Genomic DNA, 26,231 nt, shown 5'->3' with positions numbered 1-26,231 from the left:
AGCGCACCCGGCCGATTTTCGTGAAACCGACCCAGGGAGCCTCCATGCTGGCGGTGCACAACCTCGAGGTTGTCTATGAGGACGTCATGTTGGCAGTCCGGGGTGCCAGTCTGTCCGTCGACCGCGGCCAGATCGTCGCACTCCTCGGGGCCAACGGAGCGGGCAAGACCACCCTCCTGCGAGCGATCACCGGACTGCTCAACGTGCACCGCGGCAAGATCACCCGGGGCAACGCCACGATCGACGGTGCCCCGCTCGACACTCGCAGCGCGGCCGCCGTGGTCCGGGCCGGGGTCGGCCAGGTTATGGAGGGACGCCGCGTCTTCGTCGAGTTCACCGTCGAGGAGAACCTGCGCGTGGGCGGTCACACCGCCTCGACCCGGGGGATGCAGGAGAAGTTCGACCGCATCTATGGCATGTTCCCGGTCCTGGCCGACCGCCGCACCTCGCTGGCCGGCTACCTGTCCGGCGGCGAGCAGCAGATGCTGGCGATCGGTCGCGCGATGATGGCCGAGCCGTCCTATCTCCTCCTGGACGAGCCCAGCCTCGGCCTGGCACCCATGATGGTCGAGCGGATCCGCGACCTTGTCGTCGAGATCAACAGCACCGGCACCGGCATCCTCCTCATCGAGCAGAACGCGGCCATGGCCCTGTCGATCGCCCACCATGGCTACGTCATGGAGAACGGGATCACGGTGATGGATGCCCCGGCGAGGCGCCTGCGGGAGGACGCCGACATCCAGGAGTTCTATCTCGGCATCGGGGCAGAGGGCACCTCGCTGCGAGACGTCAAGCACTACAAGCGCCGCAAGCGGTGGCTGTCATGACCGAGCCGCTCCTGCGGGCCACCGACCTGACGCTGCGCTTCGGCGGCAACATCGCTCTCGACGGCGTGAGCTTCGACGTCCACCAGGGCGAGCTGCTGGCGATCATCGGACCCAACGGCGCCGGCAAGACCTCAACCTTCAACTGCATCTCCGGCGTCTATCGGCCCCAGGCCGGGGACGTGCGCTTCCAGGGTGAGTCCCTGCTCGGGAAGCGCCCGCACAAGATCGCCGCGCGCGGCATCGCCCGCACCTTCCAGAACATCGAGCTGTTCGACAACCTCTCCGTGCTCGAGAACCTGCTGCTCGGGCGCCACCACTTGATGCGCGTGCCGTGGTGGCAGGCGATGGCGTGGCTGCCCGCGGCGCAGCGCGAGGAGCGCGCCGCCCGGCTGGAGATCGAGCACCTGATCGAGTTCCTCGGTCTGACCGCGGTGCGCCGTCACCCCGTCGGCATCCTGCCCTACGGCATCAAGAAGCGCATCGAGCTCGGCCGCGCCCTGGCAATGAAGCCCGAGCTCCTGCTGCTGGACGAGCCGGTCGCCGGGATGAACGCCGAGGAGACCGAGGACATGGCCAGGTTCATCCTGGACATCCGCACCGAGCTCGGGATGGCGATCGTCATGGTCGAGCACGACATGCGCCTGGTGATGGACCTGGCCGACCGGGTGCTGGTCATCGACTTCGGCCGCCCCATCGCGCTCGGCACCCCGCAGGAGGTCCAGCACGACCCCGCCGTCATCGCGGCCTACCTGGGCGGAGCGGCCGACGAGGTCCTCCAGGGCCTGGGCGAGGAGGCGCCGTGAGCGAGGTCCAGCACTTGTCCCAGCTCCTGCGCAGGGCCGCAGCAGAGATCCCGGACCACGTGGCGCTGCGTGAGAAGCGCTACGGCCTGTGGCGCGACATCACCTGGGCCGACTACCTCCACAACGTCGAGGCGATCGCCTTCGGCCTCGCGGCCCTGGGCGTGGGGGCCGGCGACCGGGTGGCGATCCAGTCGGAGAACCGTCCCGAGTGGCTCTACACCGACCTGGCCGCCAACATGCTGCGAGCGCCCATCGTCGGCATCTATCCCACCAACCCGGTCGCCGAGGTGCGCCACCTGCTGACCGACTCCGGGGCGCGCGTCCTGGTGGCCGAGGACCAGGAGCAGGTCGACAAGGCGCTGGAGCTGGTCGAGCAGGTGCCGCACCTGGAGTGGGTGGTCTATCTCGACGGACGCGGCATGACCGACTACGGGCATGAGCGCCTGCTGTCGGTGGACGAGCTCGTGCGCCGGGGCGAGGCGCACCGCGCCGGCGACCCCGACCTGCTGAGCCGCGTCGACGCCGAGCGCACGCCGGACGACCTGGTCACCCTGATCTACACCTCCGGCACCACCGGGCCGCCCAAGGGCGCGATGCTCAGCGCGCGCAACGTCGACTTCGGGGCCGCCATCTTCGCCCGGGCCCCAGGGATGTTCGGCACCCAGGGTCTGCACGCGGACGACGTGCTCGTCTCCTACCTGCCCCTGTCGCACGTCGTCGAGCGCGCGATCAGCACCTGGGGCGGGGTGCGCAACCGCCCGCTCGTGCACTTCGCCGAGTCGATCGAGACGGTCGTCAGCGACCTGGCCGAGGTGCAGCCGACCGTGCTCTTCGCCGTCCCCAGGATCTGGGAGAAGATCCAGGCGACCGTGGCGATCCGGATGGCCAACGCCTCGCGACTCAAGCGCGCGGCATACGGCCTGGGTCACCGTCTGGGCACCCGCGCGGCCAGGCAGCAGCTGGCCGACGGGGCTCCCAACCTGTCCTCCCGCGTGCTGTTCTTCGTGGCCTGGCTGCTGGTGAACCGCAAGCTGCGACGTCACCTGGGGCTGGCCAAGGTGCGTCATGCCCTGTCCGGTGCCGCGCCGATCGCCCCCGAGGTCCTGGAGTTCTTCCTCAGCATGGGAGTGCTGATCCACGAGGCCTACGGCATGACCGAGAACACCGCGGTGGCCACCGCGACCCGGCCCGGGCACGTGCGCTTCGGGACCGTGGGCCAGACCCAGCCCGACATCGAGCTGCGGCTCGACGAGGAGACCGGCGAGGTGCTCACCCGCCACCCCGGCAACTTCGTGGGCTACTGGCACCAGCCGGAGGCGACGGCCGAGGTGCTGGACGCCGACGGCTGGCTGCACACCGGCGACGTCGGCACGTGGGTCGACGGCGACTTCCTCAAGATCATCGACCGCATCAAGGACATCATCATCACCGCCGGGGGCAAGAACATCACCCCGAGCGAGCTGGAGAACGCGATCAAGGCCTCGACCTTCGTGCGTGAGGCCGTGGTCATCGGCGACCAGCGTCCCTATCTGACCGCCCTCATCGGCATCGAGTTCGACACCGTCGCCGACTGGGCATCGCGCAACCGCATCGAATACACGACCTACAAGGACCTGTCGACCAAGCCGGAGACGGTGGAGCTCATCTCTGACATCATCCGCGACGCCAACACCCGGGTCGCCCGCGTGGAGTCCGTCCGCAAGTTCCGGATGCTCCACAAGGAGCTCGACCACGAGGACGGTGAGCTCACCGCGACCCAGAAGCTCAAGCGTGGGGCGTTCGCCGCCACGGTCCCCCACCTGGTGGAGGACATGTATGCCGGCAGCACCGAGCACGCCGGCGCCGACCTGGGGCGGAGCGGCTGATGGGCACCGTGGCCACGGCTCTGATCTCCGGTCTCGGCGACGGCGCGGTCTATGCGCTGATCGCGGTGAGCTTCGTCGTCATCTTCCGGGCGACCGGTGTCCTCAACTTCGCCCAGCCGGGGCTGCTGATCCTGGGCACCTACTTCACCTCGGTGCTGGCGGTCGACCGTGGATTGCCCTTCTGGGTGGCCGTCGTGCTGGCGGTGCTGGTCGTGGCCGTGATCTCGGTGGGCATCGAGCGCGTCGCGATCCGCCCGATGGTCGGCCGCCCGATCTTTGCCACCGCCCTCGTCACCGTCGGGCTTTTCACCATCCTGCTCGTGCTCGCCTTCCGCCTCTTTGCCGCACGGGCCCGCACCATCAACGACCCGTGGCAGCTGGACCAGACGTGCCTGATCCAGGGCGACCCGGTGTGCAGCGTGGTCCTCTCGCACAGCGATGCCGGCAAGATCGCGGTCACCGCGGTCGTCCTCACCGCGCTCGGCCTGTGGCTCAGCCGGTCCCGGGTCGGGCTGGCGATGCGCGCGACCGCGCTGGACCAGGAGGCGGCGATGGCCCAGGGCATCAACGTGGGGCGGATGTTCTCACTGGCGTGGGCCGTGGGTGGCGGTCTGGCCGCGCTGGGTGGGGTGCTGCTCGCCGCGAACGGGTCTGTCGTCCAGGCCAACGACGCACTGTTTGCCCTCGTCGCCCTGCCCGCCCTCATCCTCGGCGGCATCGACTCCTTCCGCGGTGCCGTCATCGGCGGTCTGGCCATCGGGCTGCTCTCGGGTCTCGTGCGTGCCTACCAACCCATCCACGCGCCCTGGCTGGGACCCAACTTTGAAAATGTGGCGCCCTATCTCGTCATGATCCTGGTGCTGCTCATCCGGCCCTACGGGCTGTTCGGGACCAAGGAGGTGCAGCGCGTATGACGTCCGCGACCTCTCCCCGGACCACCTCGACGCAGGACACACCGTCGGGCGACAACCCGACCCCCGATGCCACGTCGTGGGACACCGCTCGTCTCACCGGCCAGTCGCGCTCGCTGCGCACCGGTGCTGTCGGCGGACGGGTCAGGCGCGGCGCAGGTCGTGGCCGGCCCAGGCTCTTCACCAGCTATGCCGCCGACTCGGCCCTGCTCGACACCCCCGCCAAACGGTGGTGGACCCTGGCCGTGGTCCTGCTGGCGCTCATCGTGCCGTTCTGGCTGACCCGCGACCTGACCCACCTGCTGTCGGTGACTCTCGTGATGGCAATCTCCGGCATCGGCCTGAACCTGCTCACCGGTTATGCCGGGCAGATCTCGCTGGGGCACCCGTTCTTCATGGCGGTCGGTGCCTACACCGGCGCCGTGGTCTCGGGCGTCCCCGGCTCCATCGTCATCGGCTGGGAGCTGGACCTGTCGCTCGCGCTGCTCCTGTCGGCGATCGTGCCGGGGATCATCGGTCTGGTCGTCGCACCCCTGGCCACCCGCGTGCGCGGCCTCTACCTCGCCGTGCTCACGCTGGGCCTGCTCATGCTGGGTGAGCAGGTCTTCAAGCAGTGGGCGGCCGTGACCGGTGGGTCAGGGGTCGGTCGCGCCGGCGCCGTGCCGGTCCTCTTCGGCAACGATCTGACCGGCACGTATGCCGTGGGTCCGCTCCTCATCGCCCCCCACGTCTCGCTCTATCTCGTCTGTCTCGTGCTGCTGGTCGTGCTGGCGGTGGCCGCCCGCAACCTGGCCCGGTCGCGGTCCGGCCGTGCCTTCGCCGCCGTGCGTGACCGCGACATCGCGGCCGAGATCATGGGCGTCAACCTCCTGCGCACCAAGACGCTGGCGTTCGTGCTCTCCAGCGCCTACGCCGGGGTCGCCGGCTGTCTCTACGCCATCCTCATCGGCAGGGTCGCCCCCGAGCAGTGGAACATCCTGATGGCGATCAGCCTGCTGGCCATCGTGGTCATCGGTGGCGTGTCCACCATCACGGGCACGCTGATCGGCGCCGCCTTCGTGGTGCTCCTCCCGCGGGTGCTGGAGTGGGTCGCCCCGTGGCTGCCCTTCGTCTCCACCGGCAGCGGAGGTCTGATCACGATCTTCCAGCTGCAGTCCATGTTGTTCGGCGCTCTCATCGTGCTCTTCCTGATCCTGGAGCCGCGCGGCCTGTTCGGCCTCTGGCACCGGGTCCGGACCTACTTCACCGCCTGGCCCTTCAGTTACTGAAAATGCGTAGCTACTAGCCCCGTCCATGCATCACCCTCACGAAGGAGCACTCATGTCCACCACCACAGTGCGCTCGCCGCGCACCTCTCCCGCGCGGCGGCTGCTCGCCCTGGCTGCTGCAACCGGGTTGGTCCTGTCCGCGTGCACCGCGGTCGAGGACGAGCCCGAGACGACGCCTTCCGAGGCGGATGCCGCCGAGGACACTCCCGAGCCGGACACGGACGCCTCGTCCGAGTCGGACCCCGCGGCGGAGTCTGAGGACCCCGACGCCGGCGGTGAGATCGCCATCGGTGACGGCGTCACCGAGGAGGCCTGTCCCGAGGGCGTGAACCCGGACAACGGGTGCATCTATCTCGGGGTCCTCTCCGACCTCACCGAGGGCCCGTTCGCGGCGCTCGCCGTGCCCATTGTCGACGCTCAGCGTGCCTACTGGGCGCAGGTCAACGCCGACGGTGGCATCGCCGGGTTCGACGTCGACATCGACACCTACACCCGCGACACCAAGTACCAGCCTGCTGAGCACGCCGCGGCATACCAGCAGATCGAGCCCAACATCCTGGCGCTGGCCCACTCGCTGGGCACGGTCAACACCGAGTCGGTCCTGGCCGACATGGATGCCAACGACATCGTCGCAGTGCCGGCCTCCTGGTGGTCGGGCTACTCGTTCGAGGAGAACGACATGGGCCTGATCATGGAGTTCGGCTACTCCTACTGCGTCGAGTCGATGGTCGGGCTGGACTGGTTCGCCGAGAACCACGGTGAGATCAGCTCCGTGGCCGCCGTCGGTTACCCCGGTGACTACGGAGGCGACTCCGCGGCCGGTGCCCAGCTCTGGGCGGAGGCCAACGGCGTCGCTGACGTCACGGTGGTGCCCACCGGACCCAACCAGGTCACCGGTGGCCAGGACTCGGTGGTCGCGGCGGTCATGGCTGCCCAGCCGGACGTGGTCATCCTCGCGGTCGGTCCGGCCGAGAACGCCGAGATCGTCGGCAAGCTCGCGGCCGGCGGGTTCACCGGTCGCTTCCTCGGCTCCCTGCCGACCTGGAACCCGGCGCTGCTGGAGAGTGCCGCGGCTCCGGCGCTCACCGCTCTCTACAACCACATGGTGCCGACCGAGCAGTGGGACGGCACCAGTGCAGCAGTCGAGGCGATGCAGGCATCGCTGGACGGCGAGGAGCCCGCGAACGGCGGCTACGTCATCGGGTGGGCGATGAACTACTCGATGCACGCCCTGCTCCAGAAGGCCGCCGACAGCGGTGACCTGACCCGGGCCGGTCTGCGTGCCGCGGTGGACGGACTGGAGGTGGACTTCGACGGCATGGCCGAGCCGATCACCTACGGCGGCAACGGCGCCGAGGTGGCCTCCAGCGGTCTGATCATCGGCACGCCCAACGCCGAGGCGCCGCTCGGCATCGAGACCACCAACGAGTTCTTCCACGGCTCGACCTTCGAGGGTCTCGACTACACCCAGGCCTGCTCGGCGAGCAGCTGACCCACAGCGGGCGCGCGCAGCGCCTGCCTGACCAGGTGGTGACGCACCACGTGTGAGCCACCCCAGGACGTCCGTCGCGGCCCCGGCTGCGGCGGACGTCCTGTGTGCTGCCCGGCCGCCCCTGCGGTGGTCGGAGTCGGCGGCAGGTGTTGCAATAGCCGCATGCCGAACCCGTTGCTGCGTGGATCCACCCTGCCGTTCGCCCTGCCCGACTACGCGAACCTCACCGACGCCCACGTCCGCGAGGCCGCCGAGGCAGGCATGGCCGAACAGCTGGCGAACCTCGCGGCCATCGCTGCCGAGGACGAGCCCGCCACGGTGGAGAACGTGCTGCACGCCTGGGAGCTCAGCGGCGCCACGCTCGACCGCACACTGGCCGCCTTCTGGGTGGCGCGCTCGGCGGACACCACGCCCGAACGGGACGCGATCATGGCCGAGTTCGCGCCCAGGCTCGCGGCCCACACCGACGCGATCCTGCTCCACCGCGGCCTCTATGACCGGCTGCGGTCCCTGGCCGACCGTGCCGAGCGCGGTGAGCTGACCCTGGACGAGCAGGACTCCTTCTCGCTGGAGCGTCGTCTCAAGGACTACGAGCGCGGCGGCATCGCCCTGGGCGACCAGGACCAGCAGCGGCTGCGCGAGCTCAACGCCGAGCTGGCCACGCTGTCCACGCAGTTCGAGACCGTCGTCAGCGCGGGACGCAACGCGGCGGCCGTGCACGTGACCGATGCCGCCGAGCTGGCCGGACTCTCCGACGAGGATAAGGCCGGCCTCGAGCAGGCAGCCCAGGACCGGGATCTGGACGGCTGGCTCGTGCCGATCGTCAACACCTCCGGCCAGCCGCTGCTCGACGTGCTGGAGCACCGCGGGCTGCGCGAGCGCATCTACCGAGCTTCCACCACCAGGGGGCTGGGCGGGGAGCACGACACCCGCGACCTGCTGGTGCAGCTGGCCAGGTTGCGCGACGAGCGCGCGAGGCTGCTCGGCTACCCGCACCACGCGGCATACTCACAAGAGCTCTCGTGCGCCCGCACGACCGATGCCGTCAACGACCTCCTGGGCCGCCTGGCTCCGGGCGTCGTGGCGATCGCCGAGCAGGAGGCGCAGACCCTGCGGCAGCGGCTGGAGCAGCTGGAGCCGGGCGCGACCCTGGAGCCGTGGGACTGGCAGTTCCTGGCCAGCCGTGAGGCGGCAGAGACCAGCTTCGACACCGACCAGCTCAAGCCCTACCTCGAGTTCGAGCGGGTGCTGCACGACGGCGTCTTCGCGGCAGCCACCGCGCTCTATGGCATCACCTTCCACGAGCGGCCCGAGCTCGTCGGCTACACCCAGCAGGCGCGCGTCTTCGAGGTCCGCGAGGAGGATGGCAGTGTCCTCGGAGCCGTCGTCATCGACCCCTGGACGCGGCCGTCCAAGAAGGGCGGTGCCTGGATGACCTCACTCGTCAAGCAGTCCGGGCTCACTGGTGACCTGCCGGTGGTGACCAACACGTGCAACGTGCCGGCCCCCGCGCCCGGCTCACCGAGCTTGATGACGTGGACCAACGTGATCACGCTGTTCCACGAGTTCGGGCACGACCTGCACGGCCTGCTGTCCGACGTGCGCTACCCGTCCCGCTCCGGCACCGCGGTCCCGCGCGACTTCGTCGAGTTCCCCAGCCAGGTCAACGAGATCTGGGCGTGGGAGCCGGAGCTCATCGCGCAGTTCGCGCGCCACCACGAGTCCGGCGACCCAGTGCCTGCGGAGTGGATCGAGGCGCTGGTGGCCTCCCGCCAGGAGAGTGGCTATCACACCCTGGAGCTGCTCAAGGCGATGCTGTTGGACCAGGCCTGGCACCAGAGTCCGCTGGCGGGGCTGCCCGAGGACGGCGCCGGCGTCGAACAGTTCGAGGCCGCCGCCCTGGAGCGGGCGGGCGTGGCCTTCCCGCTGGTCCCGCCGCGCTACCGGTCGACCTACTTCGCGCACATCTTTGCCGGTGGCTACTCGGCCGGCTACTACTCCTATCTGTGGTCCGAGGTCATGGACGCCGACACCGTCGCCTGGTTCCGCGACAACGGGGGCCTCTCACGCGCCGCCGGCGAGACCTTCCGGCGTGGTCTGCTGGCTCCGGGTGGGTCCGTCGAGGCGATGGACACCTACCGCAACTTCCGTGGCGCCGATCCGGACGTCTCGCACCTGCTGCACCGCCTCGGCCTGGGCGGCTGAGCAGTCGCAGAGCTGAGCAGTCGCAGAGCTGAGCAGTCGCAGAGCCGATCAGTCGCAGAGCCGATCAGTCGCAGAGCCGATCAGTCGGCGGGCGTCGCCTCCTTTCCCTCCACCTCGACGTCCTCGTCGTCAGCGATCTGCTCGCGCTCCGGTCCGACCGGGACGGCCTGCATCCCGGAGCGGCGAAGGGCGCGCATCGTCCCCCTGGGCAACGGTGGCACCTCGCGGAACACCCCCTTGATCAGCGCGAACATCATGGCGAAGACGAGGATAAAGATGGGCAGGCCGACCACCGTGATCACCTGTTGCAGCGCGACCAGACCCTCGTCCCCGGCCAGCACGATCAACGATGCCGCGAGGAAGCCGATGGAGGCACCCCAGAAGACCCGCTGGTGGACGGGCCCGGGATCGCCGTCGCCGGTGCACAGCATGTCGACGACGAGCGCCGCCGAGTCTGTCGAGGTGATCAGGAAGACCGCCACGATCAGCAGTGCGAAGCCCTGGACGAACAGGGTGAGCGGGAAGTGCTCGAAGAACTCAAACATCGCCACCGGCACGCTCTCGGCGACCGCCGCTGAGATCTCGCCACCGTCGCCGCCGATGCCGTCAATGTCCATGGCGGACCAGCCGAAGATGCTGAACCAGATCAGCGTGAAAGCGGTCGGCGCGACCAGCACCCCCACGACGAACTCACGGATCGTGCGCCCGCGGGAGATCTTGGCCAGGAAGATGCCCATGAAGGGCGACCAGGTCACCGTCCAGGCCCAGTAGAAGACGGTCCAGGTGCCCTGCCAGCCCCAGCCCTGCTCATCGGTGTAGCGAGCCATCGCGTCGTTCCAGAACGCCAGCGGCACCAGGTTCTGGCCATACAGACCGATTGACTCGATGATCTGTCGGGCCAGGAAGACCGTGGACCCGGTGAAGAAGACAAAGAGCATCAGGCCGATCGCCATACCGATGTTGATGTTCGAGAGCCGCTTCACGCCCTTGTCCAGGCCGGAGGCGATCGAATAGATCGCGACGCCGGTGATGAAGACGATGATCGCCACCTTGGGCCAGACTGCGTCGGGCACCCAGCCCAGGTGCGCGGCACCGGCATTGATCTGCTGGGTGCCCAAGCCGATGGACACGGCCAGGCCAAAGAGGGTGCCGAGGATGGCAAAGATGTCGATCGTCCGACCGATGGGGCCATGGATCCGCTCCTTCAGGAACGGATAGAACACCGAGCTGACCCGCATCGGCAGGCCCTTGCGATAGATGAAATAGCCGAACGCGAGACCCGGCAGCGTGAAGATGGTCCACGTGTGCAGGCCCAGGTGATAGAGCGAGAAGGACATCGCATCTTGCGACGCCTCCACCGAGAAGGCCTCCACGTTGTCCCGCGGGGGCTCCATGAAGTGCGAGATCGGCTCGGCGACACCCCAGAACATCAGGACCGTGCCGATGCCGCCGGCAAACAGCATCGCGAACCAGGACACGTTGCTGTAGGCGGGCTTGGAGTCATCAGGCCCGAGCCGGATGTTGCCGAACCTGCTGAGCGCCATGAAGATCAGGAACAGCAACCAGATCGTGACGCCGAAGATGAAGAACCACCCGAGGTTGGTCACCACCCAGCCACGTCCGGTGGTGAACGTCTCACCGGTCCACTCTGGGAAGAGCAGGAGCAGCACGAGGAAGGTGATCATCAGCCCGGCTGAGGTGAAGAAGATGGTGGTGTTGGTTCGGAGTCTGAGTCTCGCGGCCAGGTCCTCCAGCATGGCGGGCGCCTTTCGGTCTCGGTCAGCTCACGACAGCCCCGAAGACTCCTCTGCCACCGGGTGACCCGTCGCTAGATTGCGGACCACTATTGTCGACACTCTCACCGTTGTCCACCGCGACGATTGTCGGTCGCCGCGATCACCTGGCTGACGGTGCCGTCGGCCAGGGCGGCCACCAGCCCGTCGACGGCTTCCTCGACCTGGTCATACATCGTCAGATAGGCCTCCCGTGAGTGACCCCAGGGGTCGGCGACATCACGCACCCCGTCGGCGGCGTCAGGGGCGAAGGCACCGAGGCGCACCACCTTGGCCTCGTCCTCGGGCCGGCGCGCCAGCGCCCGGACGTTGTCCGCGTTGGAGCCGTCCATCACCAGGACCAGGTCGGCCTCCTCGAAGTGGTCTGCAGTGAACTGCAGGGCCGTGGAGGAGAAGGCGTAGCCACGGCTCTCACCCTCAGCGATCGACAGCTCGTGCGGGCGCTTGCCGATGTGATAGTCCGCGGTGCCGGCCGAGGAGACGGTCACGTCGTCCAGACCAGCCTCCTTGAGCTTGTGCACCAGCACCGACTCGGCAGCAGGTGAGCGGCAGATGTTGCCCAGGCAGACAGTCATGATGTGCATGTCCTCAGTCTCTCAGTCAGCCGTTCCGCAGCGGCGCCACCCTCACCTGTGCCAGCCTCCGCGATGCAGGGCCGCCTCGACCTGGTCGAGGAAACTTTGGGGTGCGAGGGTAAGCGCCACGGCCGGGATCTCCAGCGCGGTGCCGGCACCGGCCGCGTGGTTGTTGCGCCGCAGCGCATCGTCCATCGTCGCGAGCGACTCGTAGTGCTGGACACCGTTGACCTCGACGATGACGCCGTAGGCCGTGAAGCGCACGTCAAGGTAGGGCCGGCCTCGCACGGTCCGCACGACCACCTGACGGTCCGGCTCGGGCCAACCGCGGGACCGGCCGAGTTCGGCGAAGTCGATCTCGGAGAGGGCCTGTGCCCCGTCCGCGACCAGCGGCACGACCTTGTCAAGGACAGCCCTGCGGTGACACCGGCCGACATCTCTCCAGGCCCGGAGCAGACGTCCCGGCTCGACCAGACGCTGTTGCACCGCCATGGCCAGCAGCGTCGCGGCCGCACGGTCGCTCCGAGCCCACATGGCAGCGCGGAGGCTCGCCACGTCCGGTGGGGTGCGCGGGATGCCTGCACTGACCACGGCGCCACGACGACGCAGGACGTGCACCCGCACACCACCCGTGTGGTGATAGCGCGCACCCGCTTCGACGCTGACGTGCACCGTCTCCTCGTCCCACTTCTGCAGTCCCCAGGCCAGCAGGGACGAGACACCATCCAGGCACGCCGCGCCCCCCACGTCCCAGACCGCTCGGCGGAACGCCGCGTCCTGACCGACCAGCGAAGGCCCTCCTGTGCTGATCGTCTTGCGTCCCACCCGGTGCCAACGCCCTGCGTCGAGCTCAGCACGCACCTCGTCATAGGTCAGCCCGAGCTGCGCCAACTGCGCCGGACTGACCAGGTTGTCCTGATGGTCCGCCAGCTCCTCATGGACCCGCTGTCGACGCACCAGGCCACGCTCACGCCGGTGGCGCAGGTGGTCTCCAAACGGCGTTGACGACTCGGCTGACATCGGGCCACCCTGCCTGAATCCTGCTCCCCTCGCGTCCGCCCTGTGGACAAGGTTTGCGTCATGCGCTTCCGGTCTTGCAGTTCCGGTGCTAGAACCCCGGCCTTGCAAGACCGAGAACGCATGACACTTGCGGCGTAGGCGAACGGGGGCCCGCGAGGGCGAACGGGCAGCCCGAGGAAGTTACGACCCCGTGAGGGCTCGCAGACCGTCCAGCAGCCGCACGACGTCGTCCTCGCTCGTGTAGGGCGCCAGTCCGACTCGGACGCCCCCACTGTCGCCGAGGCCCAGGTGCTGGCTGCACTCCCACGCATAGAAGTGACTGGCCGGCGCGTTCACTCCCACGTCCGCGAGCGCGCGGCGGATCTCCTGCGGGTCGTGGCCCTCGAGGGTGAACAGCGTGGTGGGGGTCCGGCGCCCCGCATTGGCATAGACCGTCACGCCCGGAAGCTCCCGCAGACCCGGCTCCAACGTCGCCAGGAGGGCGTCCTCGTGACCCTCGAGCGCGGCATACGAGGCAGTCAGTCGTGCGCGACGCGACCCTGTCGCCCTGTCGTCGAGACCGGCCAGGAAGTCGACCGCGGCGGTCGTCCCGGCCAGCATCTCGTAGGGCAGGGTCCCGAGCTCGAAGCGCTCAGGGACGTCGTCCGGCGAGGGGAGCAGCTTGTCCGGCCGCAGCGTCTCCAGCAGGTCCGGACGGGCGGCGAGCACACCGTGGTGGGGGCCGAGGAACTTGTATGGCGAGCAGACCCAGAAGTCTGCGCCGGACTCTGGCAGGTCGGTCAGGACGTGGGCGGTGGCGTGCACCCCGTCGACATAGAGCAGCGCGCCGACCGCGTGGACGACCTCGGCGATCGCCGGCAGGTCGGGCCGGGTTCCGATCAGGTTGGAGGCTGCGGTCACGGCCACCACGCGCGTCCGCTCGGTGACGACGGTCGCGATGTCGTCGGGCGTCAGCTCGCCGGTCGCAGGATCGAAGTCGGCGAAGCGCACCGTGGCGCCGCGAGCCTCGGCAGCGATAACCCAAGGGCGGACGTTGGCGTCGTGGTCAAGGCGGGTCACGACGACCTCATCACCCTCGCCCCAGTCCTGGGAGAGGGTCCGGGAGAAGTGGAAGGTGAGGTCGGTCGCTGACCGGCCGAAGACGACACCGACCGGGTCGGCGCCGAGCAGGTCCGCCACGGCGGTGCGCGCCTCCAGCACGATCGCCTCGGCACGCCGCTCCGCAGCCGTGACCGTGCCGCGGTTGGCGACGGCGGACGTGAGGGTGCCCGCGACAGCCTGCGCGACGACGTCGGGCGTCTGGGTGCCACCGGGTCCGTCGAAGTGCGCCGCCCCCTCCAGCAGTGCCGGGAAGTGCGACCTGATCCGTGTGACGTCATAGCCCATGGGCTGATCCTGCCCCACGCGGGACCGGCCCGTGTGCGGGGGCGGGGCTGTCGACGGGCTGCAGGTCAGGCGTCGGTGCCTCAGCCCTCCGCACCGAGCAGGACGTCAGCGGCCTCCAGCATGGCGGGGCCATACCAGGTCAGCAGCCGGCCGGACACCAGCCGGGTCGGTGCCAGCGTGAAGGCCTCAGGACCGTCCTCTGCCGTGAACTCGTAGGGCTCGTCCGGCAGCAGCACCTCGTCCAGGTCAGCCCGGTCGAGGTCGGCCAGTTCCACCTGGGGATAGCGTCCCTCGTGATCGCCGAAGGCATTCTTATAGCCGGCCCGAGCGAGCAGGTCACCGGTGTAGGTCGAGGAGCCGACCACCATCCACGGATCGCGCCAGATCGGGACCGCGACGCGGATCCGCGGCGGCGGCACGGGTCGGTCCCACCGCCGCCGGACCTGAGTCAACCAGTCCGGCTCGCCCCAGTCCAGCGCCTCACCGAAGAGCCGGTCCATCGAGGTCAGTGCCTGTGGGACGTCCTCGATCACCGTCACCCACACCGGCACGCCGGCCTCCCGCAGCCGCCGCACGTCGATCTCGCGGTTCTCCTCCTTGTTGGCCACCACGAGGTCGGGTTGCAGGTCGACGACCCGGCGCCAGTTGACGTTCTTGGTGCCGCGCACCCGGACCACGTCCAGGTCGGCCGGGTGGGTGCACCAGTCGGTCGCACCACACAGTGCTCCGGGTCGGGACGCTGCGATCGCCTCAGTCAGGGACGGCACGAGAGAGACCACCCGGGAGACGGGACGCGCACGTGGCACGACCTGCTCGCCGGTGTCGTCCATGAGAGAGCTCATCGCCCCATCCTCCCCTCCGCGCAGATTGCCGGTCACCCGGTGAGCCTGCCGCGCGACCGGTGCGGGGATGCCACCCTGAGGCGTATGCCGATCGCCGCCACGTCATCCTCCGTCGCCCGCGCGGGGCGCACGTCTCCGGTCGCGAGGGTGCGGTCGTGGCTGGGTGACTGGGCCGTGGTCTGTCTGTGGCTGGCGGTCCTCACCCTGGTCGGCCTCGTCGTGCGCGCGGTGATCGACCTGCCACCGATGGCGGCCACCCCGTCGTCTGGTGACCTGCTGCGGTCCGACCTGCTGATCACGGTGGCCACCGTGCTGCCCTACGTCGCCTATCTGGCGCTGACCGAGACCTCTGCCCGACACGCCACGCTGGGCAAGCGGTGGGCCGGGCTCGTCGTCACGACCGCCGATGGTGGCGCGCCGTCGACCGGAGCGGTGTGGCTGCGCAACGTGGTCAAGGCACTGCCGTGGCAGTTGGCGCACCTCGGGGTGAGCCGGGCGATCCTTGAGGTCCAGACCCCGTGGGCCATGTCGCTGACGCTGGGCTCCCTGATCCTGCTGGCTGCCTGCGCGGTCCCCTCACTGCTGGGCGGTCGCGGGATCCATGACCGGCTGGCGGGCACCAGAGTGCAGGGCGTGCCCCCAGCCTGAGGGCGGTCAGCGCAGGACGACGGTCCGGTTGCCGTGCAGGAAGACCCGTCCCTCGCAGTGCCAGCGGACCGCGTTGGACAGCGCCTTGCACTCGGTGTCCCGTCCTGCCGCCACCAGCTCCTCGGGGCCGAAGGCATGGTCCACCTCCTGCACCGTCTGGGAGATGATCGGCCCCTCGTCGAGGTCGCTGGAGACATAGTGAGCGGTGGCACCCACGGTCTTGACCCCACGCTCATACGCCTGGTGGTAGGGCCGGGCCCCCTTGAAACTGGGCAGGAAGGAGTGGTGGATGTTGATCGCCCGTCCGGCCAGCTTCCGGGTGAGGTCGTCGCTGAGGATCTGCATGTAGCGGGCGAGGACGACCAGCTCCACCTCGAAGCGCTCGACCAGGTCCAGCAGCCTGGCCTCAGCCTCCGGCTTGGTGTCCCGGGTCAGCGGCACGTGGAAGAACGGGATGCCGTGCCACTCGACCAGGGCGCGGTGGTCCGGGTGGTTCGACACCACGGCGACGATCTCGGCCCGCAGGTCGCCGGTGCGAGCGCGGAACAGCAGGTCGTTCAGACCGTGCGCAAACTTGGAGACCATGACGAGCACCCGCCGCGCGGAGGCGGCCTCCCGGATCTCGAACTGCGCATCCAGTCCCTCGGCCACCCCGGCGAAGGAGCTGCGCAGCCCCTCAGCCCCGGGGTCCGGGTGGGGGGTGGCGATGACGAAGTGGACCCGGAGGAAGAAGTGGCCGGCGCGGAAGTCGTCAAACACCTTCAGCTCCAGGATGTCCCCCTCGTGCTGCCGCAGAAAGCCGGTCACGACGTGGACCAGCCCGGCTCGTTCGGCGCAGTCGAGGGTCAGGACATACTCCGCCCCCACCGGCACCTCCGCCTCGGCGATGTGTCCCGCCGTCGGGATGGGCACCGCGCCCGTCGTGGCGCTGGACGCTGCGGGCTCGGTCATCAGCAGTTCCTCCGGATCAATACTCGATCGGTCGCGGCGTGGGTCGCCGGTTCCCCCACCTAACCACCGCGGCCGCGCCCCGGCCATCCCTGGCTCACCGCAGCGCCTCGGTCCCCGAGCCGTCAGAGCAGCGATGACGGGTCGTCCGGCACATCGCTCGCATGGAGCCGCAACAGCTCGAGTGGGACGACCTGCAGGACCGCCTCGTGGGTGCTGGCCAGGACGACTGGCGCAGCGCGGCCGGCGTGCGCGGACTGCAACCAGCGGATCGCGACGACACACCAGCGATCTCCCGGCGTCAGCCCGGCAAACTGCCACTCCGGGTGCGGTGTCACCAGGTCGTTGCCGAGCTCGGCCTGGTGCGCCAGAAACTCCTGGGTCATGACGGCGCAGACGCCGTGGTTGCCGATGTCCTCCGCGGTGACCTCACAGCTGCCGGACCGGGTGAACCCCGTCACGGGGTCGGTTCCACACACCTGCAACTCGCCGCCGAGGACGTTGCGTGCGGTCATAGGTCGATCCTGTCAGAGGTCCACGACGTTGATCCACCACCGGCTCGAGCGGCTCAACACGGAGAAAGTCCCGGCCAGATGTCTCTGACCGGGACTTTCGTCTGGTGGGTAGTTCCTGAAAGACGCTCACCTGCTCCGAAACTGACGCGAGAAGTGGGCCAGGCACACAACGGCGTGCCGTCCAGGCACACCCATGGCGCTACCCCGGGCCGCAGCGTGAGGTGCTGCACGGCAGTCAGGACGCGGTTGAAGCCCACGGGTTGAGACAAGGGACGCCGAGGGGTTCAAAGTGCTTGGTGTTCCGCGACACGACGGCCATCTCTGCAGACTCCGCCACAGCGGCAATCAGGGCGTCATCGAACGGTGCGTGCTCGGGAACCCGATAGGCCGCGAGGATCCGGGCCGCCGACAGGTCGAACGGCAGCAGTCGGTCGGCGAACGTGGGCAAGACGTGGTCGTCGAACCAGCGACGCAGGACCGCTCCCTGCTGAGCGTCCGACCGCTCCTTGGCAATCACCCCTCGCTCGAGCTCCGCGATGGTGAATGCCGAGACGAACTGATCACCGACGGGGACCGACGCTGCCCACGCCTCGACGGACCGGTGGCGCCCTCGCACCCGCAGCGCCGACACCACGTTGGTGTCCAAGACGTACCTCACAGTTCCGCTGAGCGAGCCGTCAGGCCGAGACGCTCAGGTTCGAACTCGATATCGGCACCCTCGTCGGTGGCCAGGAGGTCAACGATCGTGAGGGGCTCGCCCTCCAGGGCCCTCGTGAGGATGTCGCGCGCCTCCGCCTCGACCGACCGGTGACGTTGCTTGGCACGCGCGCGAAGCGCGGCCTTAGTCCCCGCGGGCAGGTTCCGGATCAGGATCTGTTCCATGACGACCGCCTCCGATATCACCTCGATGATATCACTGCCGGGGGACGCCCACAACGACGAAACTCCCGGCCGGATCAGATCCGGCCGGGAGTTTAGCGTTCACGTAACGAACGGTGAACGCTGCGTAACGTCTGGTGCGCGAGGGGGGAGTTGAACCCCCACGCCCTTTCGGGCACACGGACCTGAACCGTGCGCGTCTGCCTATTCCGCCACTCGCGCGAGTGCCGAGCAAGATTAGCACGCACCTCAGCCTGTTCCCGCATCCGGCGTCGGTGCTACGCGGCCGCGGGTGGACCTCGCGGAACGCTGTGGGCGACATGCGCGTTCCCCCAGCAGCGCCCGGTCGACCCAGATCCCGTCCGGAGCGAGGTCGTCGAAGTACGATCAATGGGGCCACCGGCCGTTCCCGCCCCATGCGGGAGGGCACCGACCAGCGAAGGGAGCGTCGTGGGGATCGTTGACCGCGTCGAGCGCGGCTTGGAGCGCGCGATCAAGGCGCCGTTCGCCAAGGTGTTCAAGGCCGAGGTCCAACCAGTCGAGATCGCCTCGGCGATGCGGGGTGCGATGGACGAGCGCGCTGCCGTGCTCGGGCCGGGTCGGACCATGGTGCCCAACGTCTTCACGGTCGAGCTGGCCTCCAGCGACTACGAGCGGCTCTCCTCCTATGACACGGCGCTGACCGACGAGCTCGTCGCGGCCGCGGAGGACCACGCGGACGCCCAGCGCTACACCCCCGCCGGCACCGTCGAGGTCCGGCTCCTGTCCGACGACGAGCTCGAGACCGGCATCTTCCGCGTGCGCCCTGCCAGCAAGAACAGTCGGCGACAGGGCCAGCGCCCACCAGCCGGCCAGGGTCCGCGCCACGGGGACCGCAGGAGTATGCCGCCAGCCCAGTCGCGCGGCCCCGGCCAGTCCGGTGGCGGCGATCCCGATGCGGTGTTCCGACGGCCCCCACAGTCTGGTCAGCCGGCCGAGGGCCGCCCGCCAGCGCGCCCGGGTGCAGCACGGCAGGCCCCACCCGGAGTGGGGGCCGCCGCGGCCATCGCCGCCCGGCACGGTCAGGGCGGGGCCGGTGCCCCGGCATACGCACCACCGGGTGACCGGGGACCCAGCACCCGCGAGTTCCCCGCCTCGCCCCCTCGCTCGCAGCGCCCGGTGAGTGGTCGCGGACCGCGTCCCTGGCTCGACCTGCACGGCCGCGCCCACGCGCTGTCCGCGGCGGTCACCGTGATCGGGCGCGACGCCTCGGCGGACCTGGTGATCGACGACCCCGGTGTCTCACGTCGGCACGTCGAGGTCAGGATCACCCACGACGGCCCGCACCAGCAGGTGCTGCTGCGTGACCTGGGGTCGACCAACGGCACCTATCTCAACGGCGACCAGGTGGGCACCGAGCAGCTCTCCGAGGGCGACCGCGTGACGATCGGCAGCACGACGCTCATCTTCCATGCGGAAGGCGGCCGATGAGCGAGCCGATCTGCGAGGAGGACACGCGATGAGTGAGTTAACCCTCAACATCATCCGGCTGGGGATCCTCGCCCTGCTGTGGGCGTTCGTCTTCAGCGTCGTCGGGGCCCTGCGCGGCGACCTCTATGGCACCCGGGTGCTCACCCGCGCGGGCGGCGGCGGACGCGAGCGCGGCGTCCCCCGGGCCCCGAGGGCGGCCCGAAAAGGGCCGACCAGCCTGGCGGTCGTGGCCGGCAGCCTGCGCGGCACGACCCTGCCGCTCCACGAGGGCGGTCTGCTGATCGGCCGCAACCCCGAGTGCTCCCTGGTCCTGACCGACGACTACGCCTCCGGCCGGCACCTCCGGATCTATCTCGGGCCGGACGGCGTCTGGTATGCCGATGACCTGAACTCGACCAACGGCACCTTCATCAACAACCAGAGGATCGGCACCGGCCACCCGCTCGGGGTCGGCACCCAGGTCAGAATCGGCCAGACGATCCTCGAGCTGCAGCGGTAACCCCGGATGGTCGCGCTGCGCTATGCCGCCCGCTCCCACCTGGGGCTGGGCACGAAGAGCCGCAACGAGGACTCGGCGTATGCCGGTCCTGAGCTGCTCGTCCTCTGCGACGGGATGGGCGGTCACGCCGCGGGCGACGTCGCCAGCTCACTCGTCGTGGGCGAGCTCGTCCACCTAGACGGTGAGAGCCACGGCGGCGACGACATGAGCAGCGTCCTCGAGCAGGCGATGGTGGCCGCCAACGCGCGCCTGGCCGAGGTGGCCGACGAGTCCGAGTCGACCGAGGGCATGGGCACCACCTGCATCGCGATGATGCGCTCGGGCACCAAGCTCGCCGTCGCCAACATCGGCGACTCGCGCGCCTATCTGCGCCGCGGCACCCGAGTCACGCAGATCACCAAGGACCACAGCTTTGTCCAGCAGCTCCTCGACGAGGGGCGGATCTCCGAGGACGAGGCGCTGCACCACCCCCAGCGCTCCCTGGTCACCCGTGTCTTCACCGGACGGCCCGACGACCGCCCCGACCTGAGCATGCGCGAGCTGCGGGTCGGCGACCGCCTCCTGCTGGCGTCGGACGGCCTGACCGACTATGTCGCCGAGTCCACGGTCGCGGACCTGCTGCGCAGCGAGGAGTCCGCCGGCCCGGTCGCCGACCAGCTGATCGCCATCTCCCTGCGGGCCTCGACCCGCGACAACGTCACGGTCATCGTGGTCGACGTCGTCTCCTCCGGCGACGGCAGCACCGATCCCCAGGTCGTGGGGGCGGCCAGCGAGCGCCGGGGCACCCACCTGCTCACCCCGCAGACGCCCGCGGAGAAGGCCGCCGCGCTCGACCACAGCGTGCACGGTGTCGACGCAGCGCCGGAACTGGCTGAGGAGACCGGCCGCGGCGCGATCGCCACCTGGCTGCGGCGCTCCCTGGTGGGGCTGGCCATCCTGGCCGTCGTCGCCTTCGGCGCGTGGGCGACCTATGACTGGTCTCAGCGGCAGTACTACGTCGGCGAGGCCAACGGCAACGTCACCATCTTCCGCGGCGTCAGCCAGGACCTCGGTCCGTTCGTCCTCTCCGAGCCCGACGAGGAGACCGACATCGCGCTGGAGACGCTGCCGAGCCACTACCGCACCCGTGTCGTCAACACCCTGACCGCAGACGACCGCCCCGACGCCGAGCGGATCGTCACCGAGCTGCGCAGCCTGGCGCTGCCCCGGTGCAGCGACGTCGTCCAGCTCCCGCTGCCGGGCGACGCCGAGGCCACCACGAGCGGCCCGGACACCGCGACCGCCACGAACGGTCCCGATGGCGCGCGGGCGACGAGAGGGCCGGACGACGCAGCCGGCACCACCGGGCCGGACAGCGCCACCACGACCTCACCACCGAGTCAGGTGCTGCCCCGCCCCGTGGACTGCGTGCCGTGAGCACCATCACCACGTTCCGGCCGCGCACGGGGCGGACGACCGAGCTGGTCCTGGTCCTATTCGCGATCGCGATCGTGCTGCTCGCCTATGTCAACGTCGCGCTGGCGATCCAGGGTGAGGTCCCGCCCAACCTGATGCTGCACGGCGGTCTGCTGCTTGCCTTCACCGTCGGCTTCCACCTGGTGCTGCGCTGGAAGGCGAGGTATGCCGACCCCCTCCTCCTGCCCATCACCACCCTGCTCAACGGGTTGGGTCTGGTGATGATCCTCCGGCTGGACTATGCCGCCGGGCGCGACGTGGGCAGCCTGGTCGCCAGCCGGCAGCTGATGTGGAGCGCCCTCGGGATCACCCTGGCGGCGGTCGTGCTCTTCGTGGTGCGCGACCACCGGGTCCTGCGGCGCTACACCTACATCGCGATGGTCGCCGGTTTTGTCCTGCTGCTGCTGCCGATGCTGCCGCTGATCGGGCACGAGGAGAACGGCTCACGGCTGTGGATCCGGCTCGGCGGCTTCAGCTTCCAGCCCGGTGAGGTCGCCAAGATCGCGCTCACCGTCTTCTTCGCCGGCTACCTCGTCGCGACGCGCGACGCGCTGTCCCTCGTCGGGCGCCGGTTCCTGGGCCTGCAGCTGCCGCGGGGCCGGGACCTGGGCCCGCTGCTGGCCGCGTGGGGCCTGTCAGTGCTCATCCTGGTCGCCCAGCGTGACCTCGGCTCCTCACTGCTCTTCTTCGGCCTGTTCGTCGCCATGCTCTATGTCGCGACCGAGCGGGTCAGCTGGATCATCATCGGGCTGCTCCTCTTCAGCGCCGGAGCGGTGCTCGCCTGGCGGCTCTTCGGGCACGTGCAGACCCGGGTCAACCTGTGGCTGGACCCCTTCGACCCGTCCGCCTCCTCGGACCAGGTCGCCAAGGGACTGATGGGGATGGGCCACGGCGGACTCTTCGGCACCGGGCTCGGGGAGGGCTACCCGCACCTGACCTACTTCGCCAACAGCGACTACATCTTTGCCAGCTTCGCCGAGGAGCTCGGCCTGGTCGGCGTCTTCGCGATGCTGCTGCTCTATGCCCTGCTCGTCGAGCGCGGACTGCGCACCGCCATCGGCGCCCGGGAGGGCTTCGGCAAGCTGCTCGCCACCGGCCTGGCCTTCTCCATCGGCCTGCAGGTGTTTGTCGTCGTCGGCGGCCTGACCCGCGTCATCCCGCTGACCGGCCTGACCACCCCGTTCCTGTCCGCCGGCGGCTCCTCGCTGATCGCCAACTGGATCATCGTGGCGCTGCTCCTGCGGATCAGTGACCACGCGCGGCGCCCGGTCGGCGAGCGGGTCGAGCTCGAGGGTCAGGGTGCGAGCGCCGTCGTCGGGGAGGCCCGGTGAACGCCCCCATCCGGCGCCTGGCCGTCGTCGTGGCGGCGATGTTCGCGGCGCTGCTGATCAGCACCACCTACATCCAGTTCTTCCAGGCCGACACCCTGCGTGAGATGGCCGGCAACCGGCGCACCCTGCTCGACCAATACGGCCGCGACCGGGGAGCGATCCTCGTCGACGGCACGCCGATCGCCGAGTCCGAGCCGACCGATGACGACCTGCGCTGGATCCGCACCTACAGCCAGGGGCAGCTCTATGCCCACGTCACCGGCTACTACTCCTTCACCTATGGGGCGGGTCTGGGCCTGGAGCGCTCGGAGAACGCCCTGCTCTCTGGGTCGGCCGACTCGCTCTTCTATCGCCGGCTGCCGGACCTCGTCACGGGCCGCGAGCCCACGGGCGCCACCCTCGAGATCACGATCGACCCCCGGGTCCAACGCGCCGCGGCGCAGGCCCTGGGTGACCGCAGGGGCGCCGTCGTCGCGCTCGACCCGCGCACCGGCGCGATCCTGGCGATGGTCAGCCATCCGACATACGACCCCAACACGCTCTCCTCCCACAACCTGTCGGCCGTGCAGCAGTCCTACGAGACCCTCAACGAGGACGCGTCCCGCCCGCTGGTCAACCGCGCGATCGCCGGTGACCTCTATCCGCCCGGGTCCGTGTTCAAGCTCGTCGTGGCCGCGGCCGCACTGGAGTCCAACGAGTTCAACCCGGACAGCGAGCTGCCCTCGCCGCTGCGTTACACCCTGCCCGGCACGAGCACGTCGATCCCCAACTTCGGCGGCTCCTCGTGCAGTGGTGGCGAGACCACCAGCCTGTTCGACTCGGTGCGGGTCTCGTGCAACACCTCCTTCGCGTGGCTGGCAGGGGAGCTCGGCGCAGACCAGCTCAACGCGCAGGCGGAGGCGTTCGGCTTCGGACAGCCGCTGCAGGTGCCCCTGCCGGTGACCCCCAGCCGTTATCCGGTCGACGCCGACGACGCGCAGGTCGGGCTGACCGGCATCGGGCAGTATGACGTGCGTGTCACCCCCCTGCAGGTCGCCATGATCGCGGCCAGCATCGCCAACGACGGAGTGCTGATGCAGCCCCACCTCGTGGACACCGTGCGCGACAAGGACCTCGACCCCATCGACACGACCAGCGCCCAGGAGCTCAGCACTCCGATCAGCGTCACCACCGCCCAGGAGCTGACCGACATGATGGTCGCCGTCGTCGACGCCGGCTCGGGCGGGGCTGCCGCACTGCCCGGGATCCAGGTCGCCGGCAAGACCGGCACCGCAGAGTTCGGCACGACGGGGGCCGCGCACGCATGGTTCACTGGGTTCGCCCCGGCAGACAACCCGACGATCGCCGTGGCCGTCCTCGTCGAGAGCGCGACCGCGGACTGGACCGGAGAGACCGGTGGCGTGGTGGCGGCGCCGATCGCCCGCGCGGTCCTTGAGGCAGGAGTCAACCCATGAGCGAGGAGACGTTGGTCCTCGGCGGTCGCTACGAGGTCGGGGAGCTGGTCGGTCGTGGAGGCATGGCCGAGGTGCACCGCGGTCATGACCTGCGGCTCGGCCGGACCGTGGCGATCAAGATCCTGCGCTCCGACCTGGCGCGCGACACCTCCTTCCTGGCCCGCTTCCGCCGTGAGGCGCAGTCCGCGGCGGGGCTGAACCACCCCTCCATCGTGGCGGTCTACGACTCCGGTGAGCAGGAGATGCGTGAGTCCGGGGGCGCACCCGTGTCGGTGCCCTACATCGTCATGGAGCTGGTCGAGGGTCAGACGCTGCGCGACATCCTCAACCACGAGAAGGTGCTCGACCCGGACGAGGCGGCCCGCGTCACGGCCGCCGTGCTGTCCGCGCTGGCCTACTCCCACGAGCGCGGGATCGTGCACCGGGACATCAAGCCGGCCAACGTGATGATCACCCGCGGCGGTGCTGTCAAGGTGATGGACTTCGGCATCGCCCGAGCCCTGGCCGACACCGCGGCGACGATGACCCAGACGCAGTCCGTGCTGGGCACCGCGCGCTATCTGTCGCCCGAGCAGGCCCAGGGCGAGGACGTCGACGCCCGCTCCGACCTCTATTCCACCGGCTGCCTGCTCTTTGAGCTGCTCACCGGACGCACCCCCTTCGTCGGCGACCCGGTCTCGCTCGTCTATCAGCACCTCGGCGAGCAGGCCAAGGCTCCCTCGTCGTTCCAGGGAGACTTGTCCGAGTCCCTTGACGCGATCACGCTGCACGCCCTGCGCAAGTCCCCGGACGAGCGCTACCAGACCGCGGACGAGTTCCGCGAGGACCTGAACGCCGCCCGGGCGGGACACCAGGTCAGCGCCACCGCCCTCGCCTCCCTCGGCGCCGCCGCCGGCGCCCCGGACGTCCTCTCCGGCGGCGCGGTCCCGCCCAGCGGCTTCCCCACCGAGGCGGTCTATCCCGCCCGCGGTGAGGCACCCCGCCGACCCCAGGGTGACCGGCGCGCGCAGACCTCGGCCGCTGCGGCATACGACGACGGCTATGAGCGGACCGACGAGATCCCGGTGCGTGAACAGCGCCACTCGGGCGGTTGGCTGGTGCTCTCCGTGCTGGCCCTGCTGGCGCTCGCCGGGATCGGCTGGGTCACCTATCAGGCGCTGGGGCCCCAGGCAGATGACGTCGTGATGGTCGCCGTGCCGCACGTCATCGGTGACACCGAGGCTGATGCCGAGACCGCGATCCGCGCCCGCAACCTTGGGGTTGGGGAGGCGATCCCGCAGGCGGACGACAGTTCTGCGGGCACGGTCCTCGACCAGGACCCACCCGCCAACCAGCAGGTGCCGGAGGGCACGGAGATCGTGCTGACCGTCTCCAGCGGACCCGACTCGATCGTGATCCCCGACGTCGAGGGCAACGACGAGGCCTCCGCGCGCAGCATCCTGGAGGCCCGGGAGCTTACCGTGGCGGCCGAGGTCATCGAGGAGGACAACCCGGCGTATGACGAGGGCATCGTGATCCGCACCGAGCCTGCTGAGGGCACGCCGGTGGCGCCAGACGACCCGGTGACGCTGGTGGTGGCCAGTGGCCAGACCGAGGTGCCCGACGTGGAGGGCAAGGACATCGTCGATGCCTCCGTGGAGCTGCGCGAGGCGCGGTTGGTGACGATCCGCGAGGAGGAGGCGCGCGGCGACGTGGAGCCCGGGACGGTCCTGTCTCAGTCGGTGGAGGCAGGCGAGATCGTCGTCTACGACACCGAGGTCACCCTCGTGGTCGCGATCGCACCGCCGGATGTCGTCACGGTGGAGCCTCCGCGAGAGACCGTCACGGTGGGACCACCGGAGCCGACCGAGACCGAGCCGGAGCCCACGGAGACCGAACCGGATCCGTCCGAGCCCACGACCGGGCCCACGACGGGGCCGACCGACCCGCCTGATCCCACCGAGACCGGCCCCACCGAGACGACGCCGCCCCCCGACGACTGAGCCTGCCGCGGTGTGCGCACCGGCAGCCGGGCACCCGTGGCGGTGACGTCAGCGCCGGGTTGA

The 26,231-nt window shown here is 69.7% G+C and carries 23 protein-coding genes and 1 tRNA gene; 14 read left to right on the top strand and 10 right to left on the bottom strand.

Annotated elements, in window-relative coordinates; translation table 11 throughout:
- The first annotated feature begins 44 nt into the window (after positions 1-44).
- The 7 genes from NF557_RS00265 to NF557_RS00235 all read left to right on the top strand — a co-directional run bounded on the left by NF557_RS00265 (position 45) and on the right by NF557_RS00235 (position 9,371).
- Positions 45-827 carry an ABC transporter ATP-binding protein gene (locus NF557_RS00265; RefSeq protein WP_252621097.1) on the top strand — a complete coding sequence of 261 codons (783 nt, stop codon included), beginning with the start codon at positions 45-47 and terminating at the stop codon, positions 825-827.
- Positions 824-1,630: an ABC transporter ATP-binding protein gene (locus tag NF557_RS00260; protein ID WP_252621096.1), complete on the top strand. Its 807-nt coding sequence runs from the start codon at positions 824-826 to the stop codon at positions 1,628-1,630. Before NF557_RS00265 ends, NF557_RS00260 begins: the two co-directional genes overlap by 4 nt.
- Positions 1,627-3,495 (top strand): AMP-dependent synthetase/ligase, encoded by a 1,869-nt coding sequence (locus NF557_RS00255; RefSeq protein WP_252621095.1) that lies wholly within the window; start codon positions 1,627-1,629, stop codon positions 3,493-3,495. The genes NF557_RS00260 and NF557_RS00255 overlap by 4 nt, the downstream gene beginning before the upstream one ends.
- Positions 3,495-4,409: a branched-chain amino acid ABC transporter permease gene (locus NF557_RS00250; RefSeq protein WP_252621094.1), complete on the top strand. Its 915-nt coding sequence runs from the start codon at positions 3,495-3,497 to the stop codon at positions 4,407-4,409. Before NF557_RS00255 ends, NF557_RS00250 begins: the two co-directional genes overlap by 1 nt.
- Entirely contained in the window at positions 4,406-5,674 is a 1,269-nt protein-coding gene (locus NF557_RS00245) for a branched-chain amino acid ABC transporter permease (protein WP_252621093.1), read from the top strand. Before NF557_RS00250 ends, NF557_RS00245 begins: the two co-directional genes overlap by 4 nt.
- Before the next feature lie 52 nt (positions 5,675-5,726).
- Positions 5,727-7,166, top strand: a complete 1,440-nt coding sequence (locus tag NF557_RS00240) for an ABC transporter substrate-binding protein (RefSeq protein ID WP_252621092.1) — start codon at positions 5,727-5,729, stop codon at positions 7,164-7,166.
- Between the two features lie 162 nt (positions 7,167-7,328).
- Complete coding sequence (locus NF557_RS00235) at positions 7,329-9,371, top strand: M3 family metallopeptidase (protein ID WP_252621091.1); 2,043 nt, start codon at positions 7,329-7,331, stop codon at positions 9,369-9,371.
- An 80-nt stretch (positions 9,372-9,451) separates the two neighbouring features.
- Here NF557_RS00235 and NF557_RS00230 read toward each other — a convergent pair whose 3' ends face one another.
- From NF557_RS00230 to NF557_RS00210, 5 genes are all read right to left on the bottom strand, one after another.
- On the bottom strand, positions 9,452-11,128 hold the full coding sequence (locus NF557_RS00230) for a BCCT family transporter (protein WP_252621090.1): 1,677 nt from the start codon (positions 11,126-11,128) through the stop codon (positions 9,452-9,454).
- Positions 11,129-11,229: 101 nt separating this feature from the next.
- Positions 11,230-11,748 (bottom strand): low molecular weight protein-tyrosine-phosphatase, encoded by a 519-nt coding sequence (locus tag NF557_RS00225; protein ID WP_252621089.1) that lies wholly within the window; start codon positions 11,746-11,748, stop codon positions 11,230-11,232.
- A 42-nt stretch (positions 11,749-11,790) separates the two neighbouring features.
- The gene (locus NF557_RS00220) at positions 11,791-12,759 is read right to left on the bottom strand and encodes a hypothetical protein (protein ID WP_252621088.1); all 969 of its coding nucleotides are present in this window, start codon (positions 12,757-12,759) and stop codon (positions 11,791-11,793) included.
- 180 nt (positions 12,760-12,939) lie between these two features.
- On the bottom strand, positions 12,940-14,145 hold the full coding sequence (locus tag NF557_RS00215; protein WP_252621087.1) for a cysteine desulfurase-like protein: 1,206 nt from the start codon (positions 14,143-14,145) through the stop codon (positions 12,940-12,942).
- A gap of 80 nt (positions 14,146-14,225) precedes the next feature.
- Positions 14,226-14,987 carry a helical backbone metal receptor gene (locus NF557_RS00210; RefSeq protein WP_252621086.1) on the bottom strand — a complete coding sequence of 254 codons (762 nt, stop codon included), beginning with the start codon at positions 14,985-14,987 and terminating at the stop codon, positions 14,226-14,228.
- Positions 14,988-15,071: 84 nt separating this feature from the next.
- Between NF557_RS00210 and NF557_RS00205 the strand changes: the two genes are divergently transcribed.
- The gene (locus NF557_RS00205) at positions 15,072-15,635 is read left to right on the top strand and encodes an RDD family protein (protein ID WP_252621085.1); all 564 of its coding nucleotides are present in this window, start codon (positions 15,072-15,074) and stop codon (positions 15,633-15,635) included.
- A 6-nt stretch (positions 15,636-15,641) separates the two neighbouring features.
- Here NF557_RS00205 and purU read toward each other — a convergent pair whose 3' ends face one another.
- The 5 genes from purU to NF557_RS00180 all read right to left on the bottom strand — a co-directional run bounded on the left by purU (position 15,642) and on the right by NF557_RS00180 (position 18,199).
- On the bottom strand, positions 15,642-16,586 hold the full coding sequence (gene purU, locus NF557_RS00200) for a formyltetrahydrofolate deformylase (RefSeq protein WP_252621084.1): 945 nt from the start codon (positions 16,584-16,586) through the stop codon (positions 15,642-15,644).
- Positions 16,587-16,708: 122 nt separating this feature from the next.
- Positions 16,709-17,098, bottom strand: a complete 390-nt coding sequence (locus NF557_RS00195) for a DUF2237 family protein (protein WP_252621083.1) — start codon at positions 17,096-17,098, stop codon at positions 16,709-16,711.
- A gap of 235 nt (positions 17,099-17,333) precedes the next feature.
- Positions 17,334-17,744: a type II toxin-antitoxin system VapC family toxin gene (locus tag NF557_RS00190; protein ID WP_252621082.1), complete on the bottom strand. Its 411-nt coding sequence runs from the start codon at positions 17,742-17,744 to the stop codon at positions 17,334-17,336.
- Positions 17,745-17,752: 8 nt separating this feature from the next.
- Entirely contained in the window at positions 17,753-17,980 is a 228-nt protein-coding gene (locus tag NF557_RS00185; protein WP_252621081.1) for a FitA-like ribbon-helix-helix domain-containing protein, read from the bottom strand.
- A 132-nt stretch (positions 17,981-18,112) separates the two neighbouring features.
- Positions 18,113-18,199: transfer RNA gene (locus NF557_RS00180), tRNA-Leu, on the bottom strand.
- 228 nt (positions 18,200-18,427) lie between these two features.
- On the opposite strand from NF557_RS00180, the gene NF557_RS00175 reads away from it, so the two are divergent.
- Genes NF557_RS00175 through pknB form a run of 6 tightly spaced genes read left to right on the top strand, consistent with a single transcriptional unit; the run spans position 18,428 to position 26,168 of the window.
- Positions 18,428-19,447, top strand: a complete 1,020-nt coding sequence (locus tag NF557_RS00175) for an FHA domain-containing protein (protein WP_252621080.1) — start codon at positions 18,428-18,430, stop codon at positions 19,445-19,447.
- Positions 19,448-19,475: 28 nt separating this feature from the next.
- Positions 19,476-19,946, top strand: coding sequence for an FHA domain-containing protein FhaB/FipA (locus NF557_RS00170; protein WP_252621079.1), 471 nt, complete (start codon positions 19,476-19,478; stop codon positions 19,944-19,946).
- 6 nt (positions 19,947-19,952) lie between these two features.
- Entirely contained in the window at positions 19,953-21,362 is a 1,410-nt protein-coding gene (locus tag NF557_RS00165; protein ID WP_252621078.1) for a PP2C family protein-serine/threonine phosphatase, read from the top strand.
- A complete protein-coding gene (locus NF557_RS00160) occupies positions 21,359-22,732 on the top strand; it encodes an FtsW/RodA/SpoVE family cell cycle protein (protein WP_252621077.1) in 1,374 nt (457 codons plus the stop codon). Before NF557_RS00165 ends, NF557_RS00160 begins: the two co-directional genes overlap by 4 nt.
- Positions 22,729-24,186, top strand: coding sequence for a peptidoglycan D,D-transpeptidase FtsI family protein (locus tag NF557_RS00155; RefSeq protein ID WP_252621076.1), 1,458 nt, complete (start codon positions 22,729-22,731; stop codon positions 24,184-24,186). Before NF557_RS00160 ends, NF557_RS00155 begins: the two co-directional genes overlap by 4 nt.
- The gene (gene pknB / locus NF557_RS00150) at positions 24,183-26,168 is read left to right on the top strand and encodes a Stk1 family PASTA domain-containing Ser/Thr kinase (RefSeq protein ID WP_252621075.1); all 1,986 of its coding nucleotides are present in this window, start codon (positions 24,183-24,185) and stop codon (positions 26,166-26,168) included. Before NF557_RS00155 ends, pknB begins: the two co-directional genes overlap by 4 nt.
- The last annotated feature ends 63 nt before the right edge of the window (positions 26,169-26,231 follow it).

Source organism: Ornithinimicrobium cryptoxanthini, from assembly GCF_023923205.1.
GTDB classification, from domain to species: Bacteria; Actinomycetota; Actinomycetes; order Actinomycetales; family Dermatophilaceae; genus Ornithinicoccus; species Ornithinicoccus cryptoxanthini.
This window is presented reverse-complemented; position numbering and strand designations above follow the sequence as displayed.

Coding starts and splice junctions, on each gene's coding strand:
- NF557_RS00170 (WP_252621079.1), top strand. CDS start 19,476: ATGAGTGAGTTAACCCTCAACATCATCCGGCTGGGGATCCTCGCCCTG.
- NF557_RS00220 (WP_252621088.1), bottom strand. CDS start 12,759: ATGTCAGCCGAGTCGTCAACGCCGTTTGGAGACCACCTGCGCCACCGG.
- NF557_RS00235 (WP_252621091.1), top strand. CDS start 7,329: ATGCCGAACCCGTTGCTGCGTGGATCCACCCTGCCGTTCGCCCTGCCC.
- NF557_RS00215 (WP_252621087.1), bottom strand. CDS start 14,145: ATGGGCTATGACGTCACACGGATCAGGTCGCACTTCCCGGCACTGCTG.
- NF557_RS00185 (WP_252621081.1), bottom strand. CDS start 17,980: ATGGAACAGATCCTGATCCGGAACCTGCCCGCGGGGACTAAGGCCGCG.
- purU (WP_252621084.1), bottom strand. CDS start 16,586: ATGACCGAGCCCGCAGCGTCCAGCGCCACGACGGGCGCGGTGCCCATC.
- pknB (WP_252621075.1), top strand. CDS start 24,183: ATGAGCGAGGAGACGTTGGTCCTCGGCGGTCGCTACGAGGTCGGGGAG.
- NF557_RS00165 (WP_252621078.1), top strand. CDS start 19,953: ATGGTCGCGCTGCGCTATGCCGCCCGCTCCCACCTGGGGCTGGGCACG.
- NF557_RS00210 (WP_252621086.1), bottom strand. CDS start 14,987: ATGAGCTCTCTCATGGACGACACCGGCGAGCAGGTCGTGCCACGTGCG.
- NF557_RS00265 (WP_252621097.1), top strand. CDS start 45: ATGCTGGCGGTGCACAACCTCGAGGTTGTCTATGAGGACGTCATGTTG.
- NF557_RS00195 (WP_252621083.1), bottom strand. CDS start 17,098: ATGACCGCACGCAACGTCCTCGGCGGCGAGTTGCAGGTGTGTGGAACC.
- NF557_RS00225 (WP_252621089.1), bottom strand. CDS start 11,748: ATGCACATCATGACTGTCTGCCTGGGCAACATCTGCCGCTCACCTGCT.
- NF557_RS00205 (WP_252621085.1), top strand. CDS start 15,072: ATGCCGATCGCCGCCACGTCATCCTCCGTCGCCCGCGCGGGGCGCACG.
- NF557_RS00245 (WP_252621093.1), top strand. CDS start 4,406: ATGACGTCCGCGACCTCTCCCCGGACCACCTCGACGCAGGACACACCG.
- NF557_RS00250 (WP_252621094.1), top strand. CDS start 3,495: ATGGGCACCGTGGCCACGGCTCTGATCTCCGGTCTCGGCGACGGCGCG.
- NF557_RS00260 (WP_252621096.1), top strand. CDS start 824: ATGACCGAGCCGCTCCTGCGGGCCACCGACCTGACGCTGCGCTTCGGC.
- NF557_RS00230 (WP_252621090.1), bottom strand. CDS start 11,128: ATGCTGGAGGACCTGGCCGCGAGACTCAGACTCCGAACCAACACCACC.
- NF557_RS00240 (WP_252621092.1), top strand. CDS start 5,727: ATGTCCACCACCACAGTGCGCTCGCCGCGCACCTCTCCCGCGCGGCGG.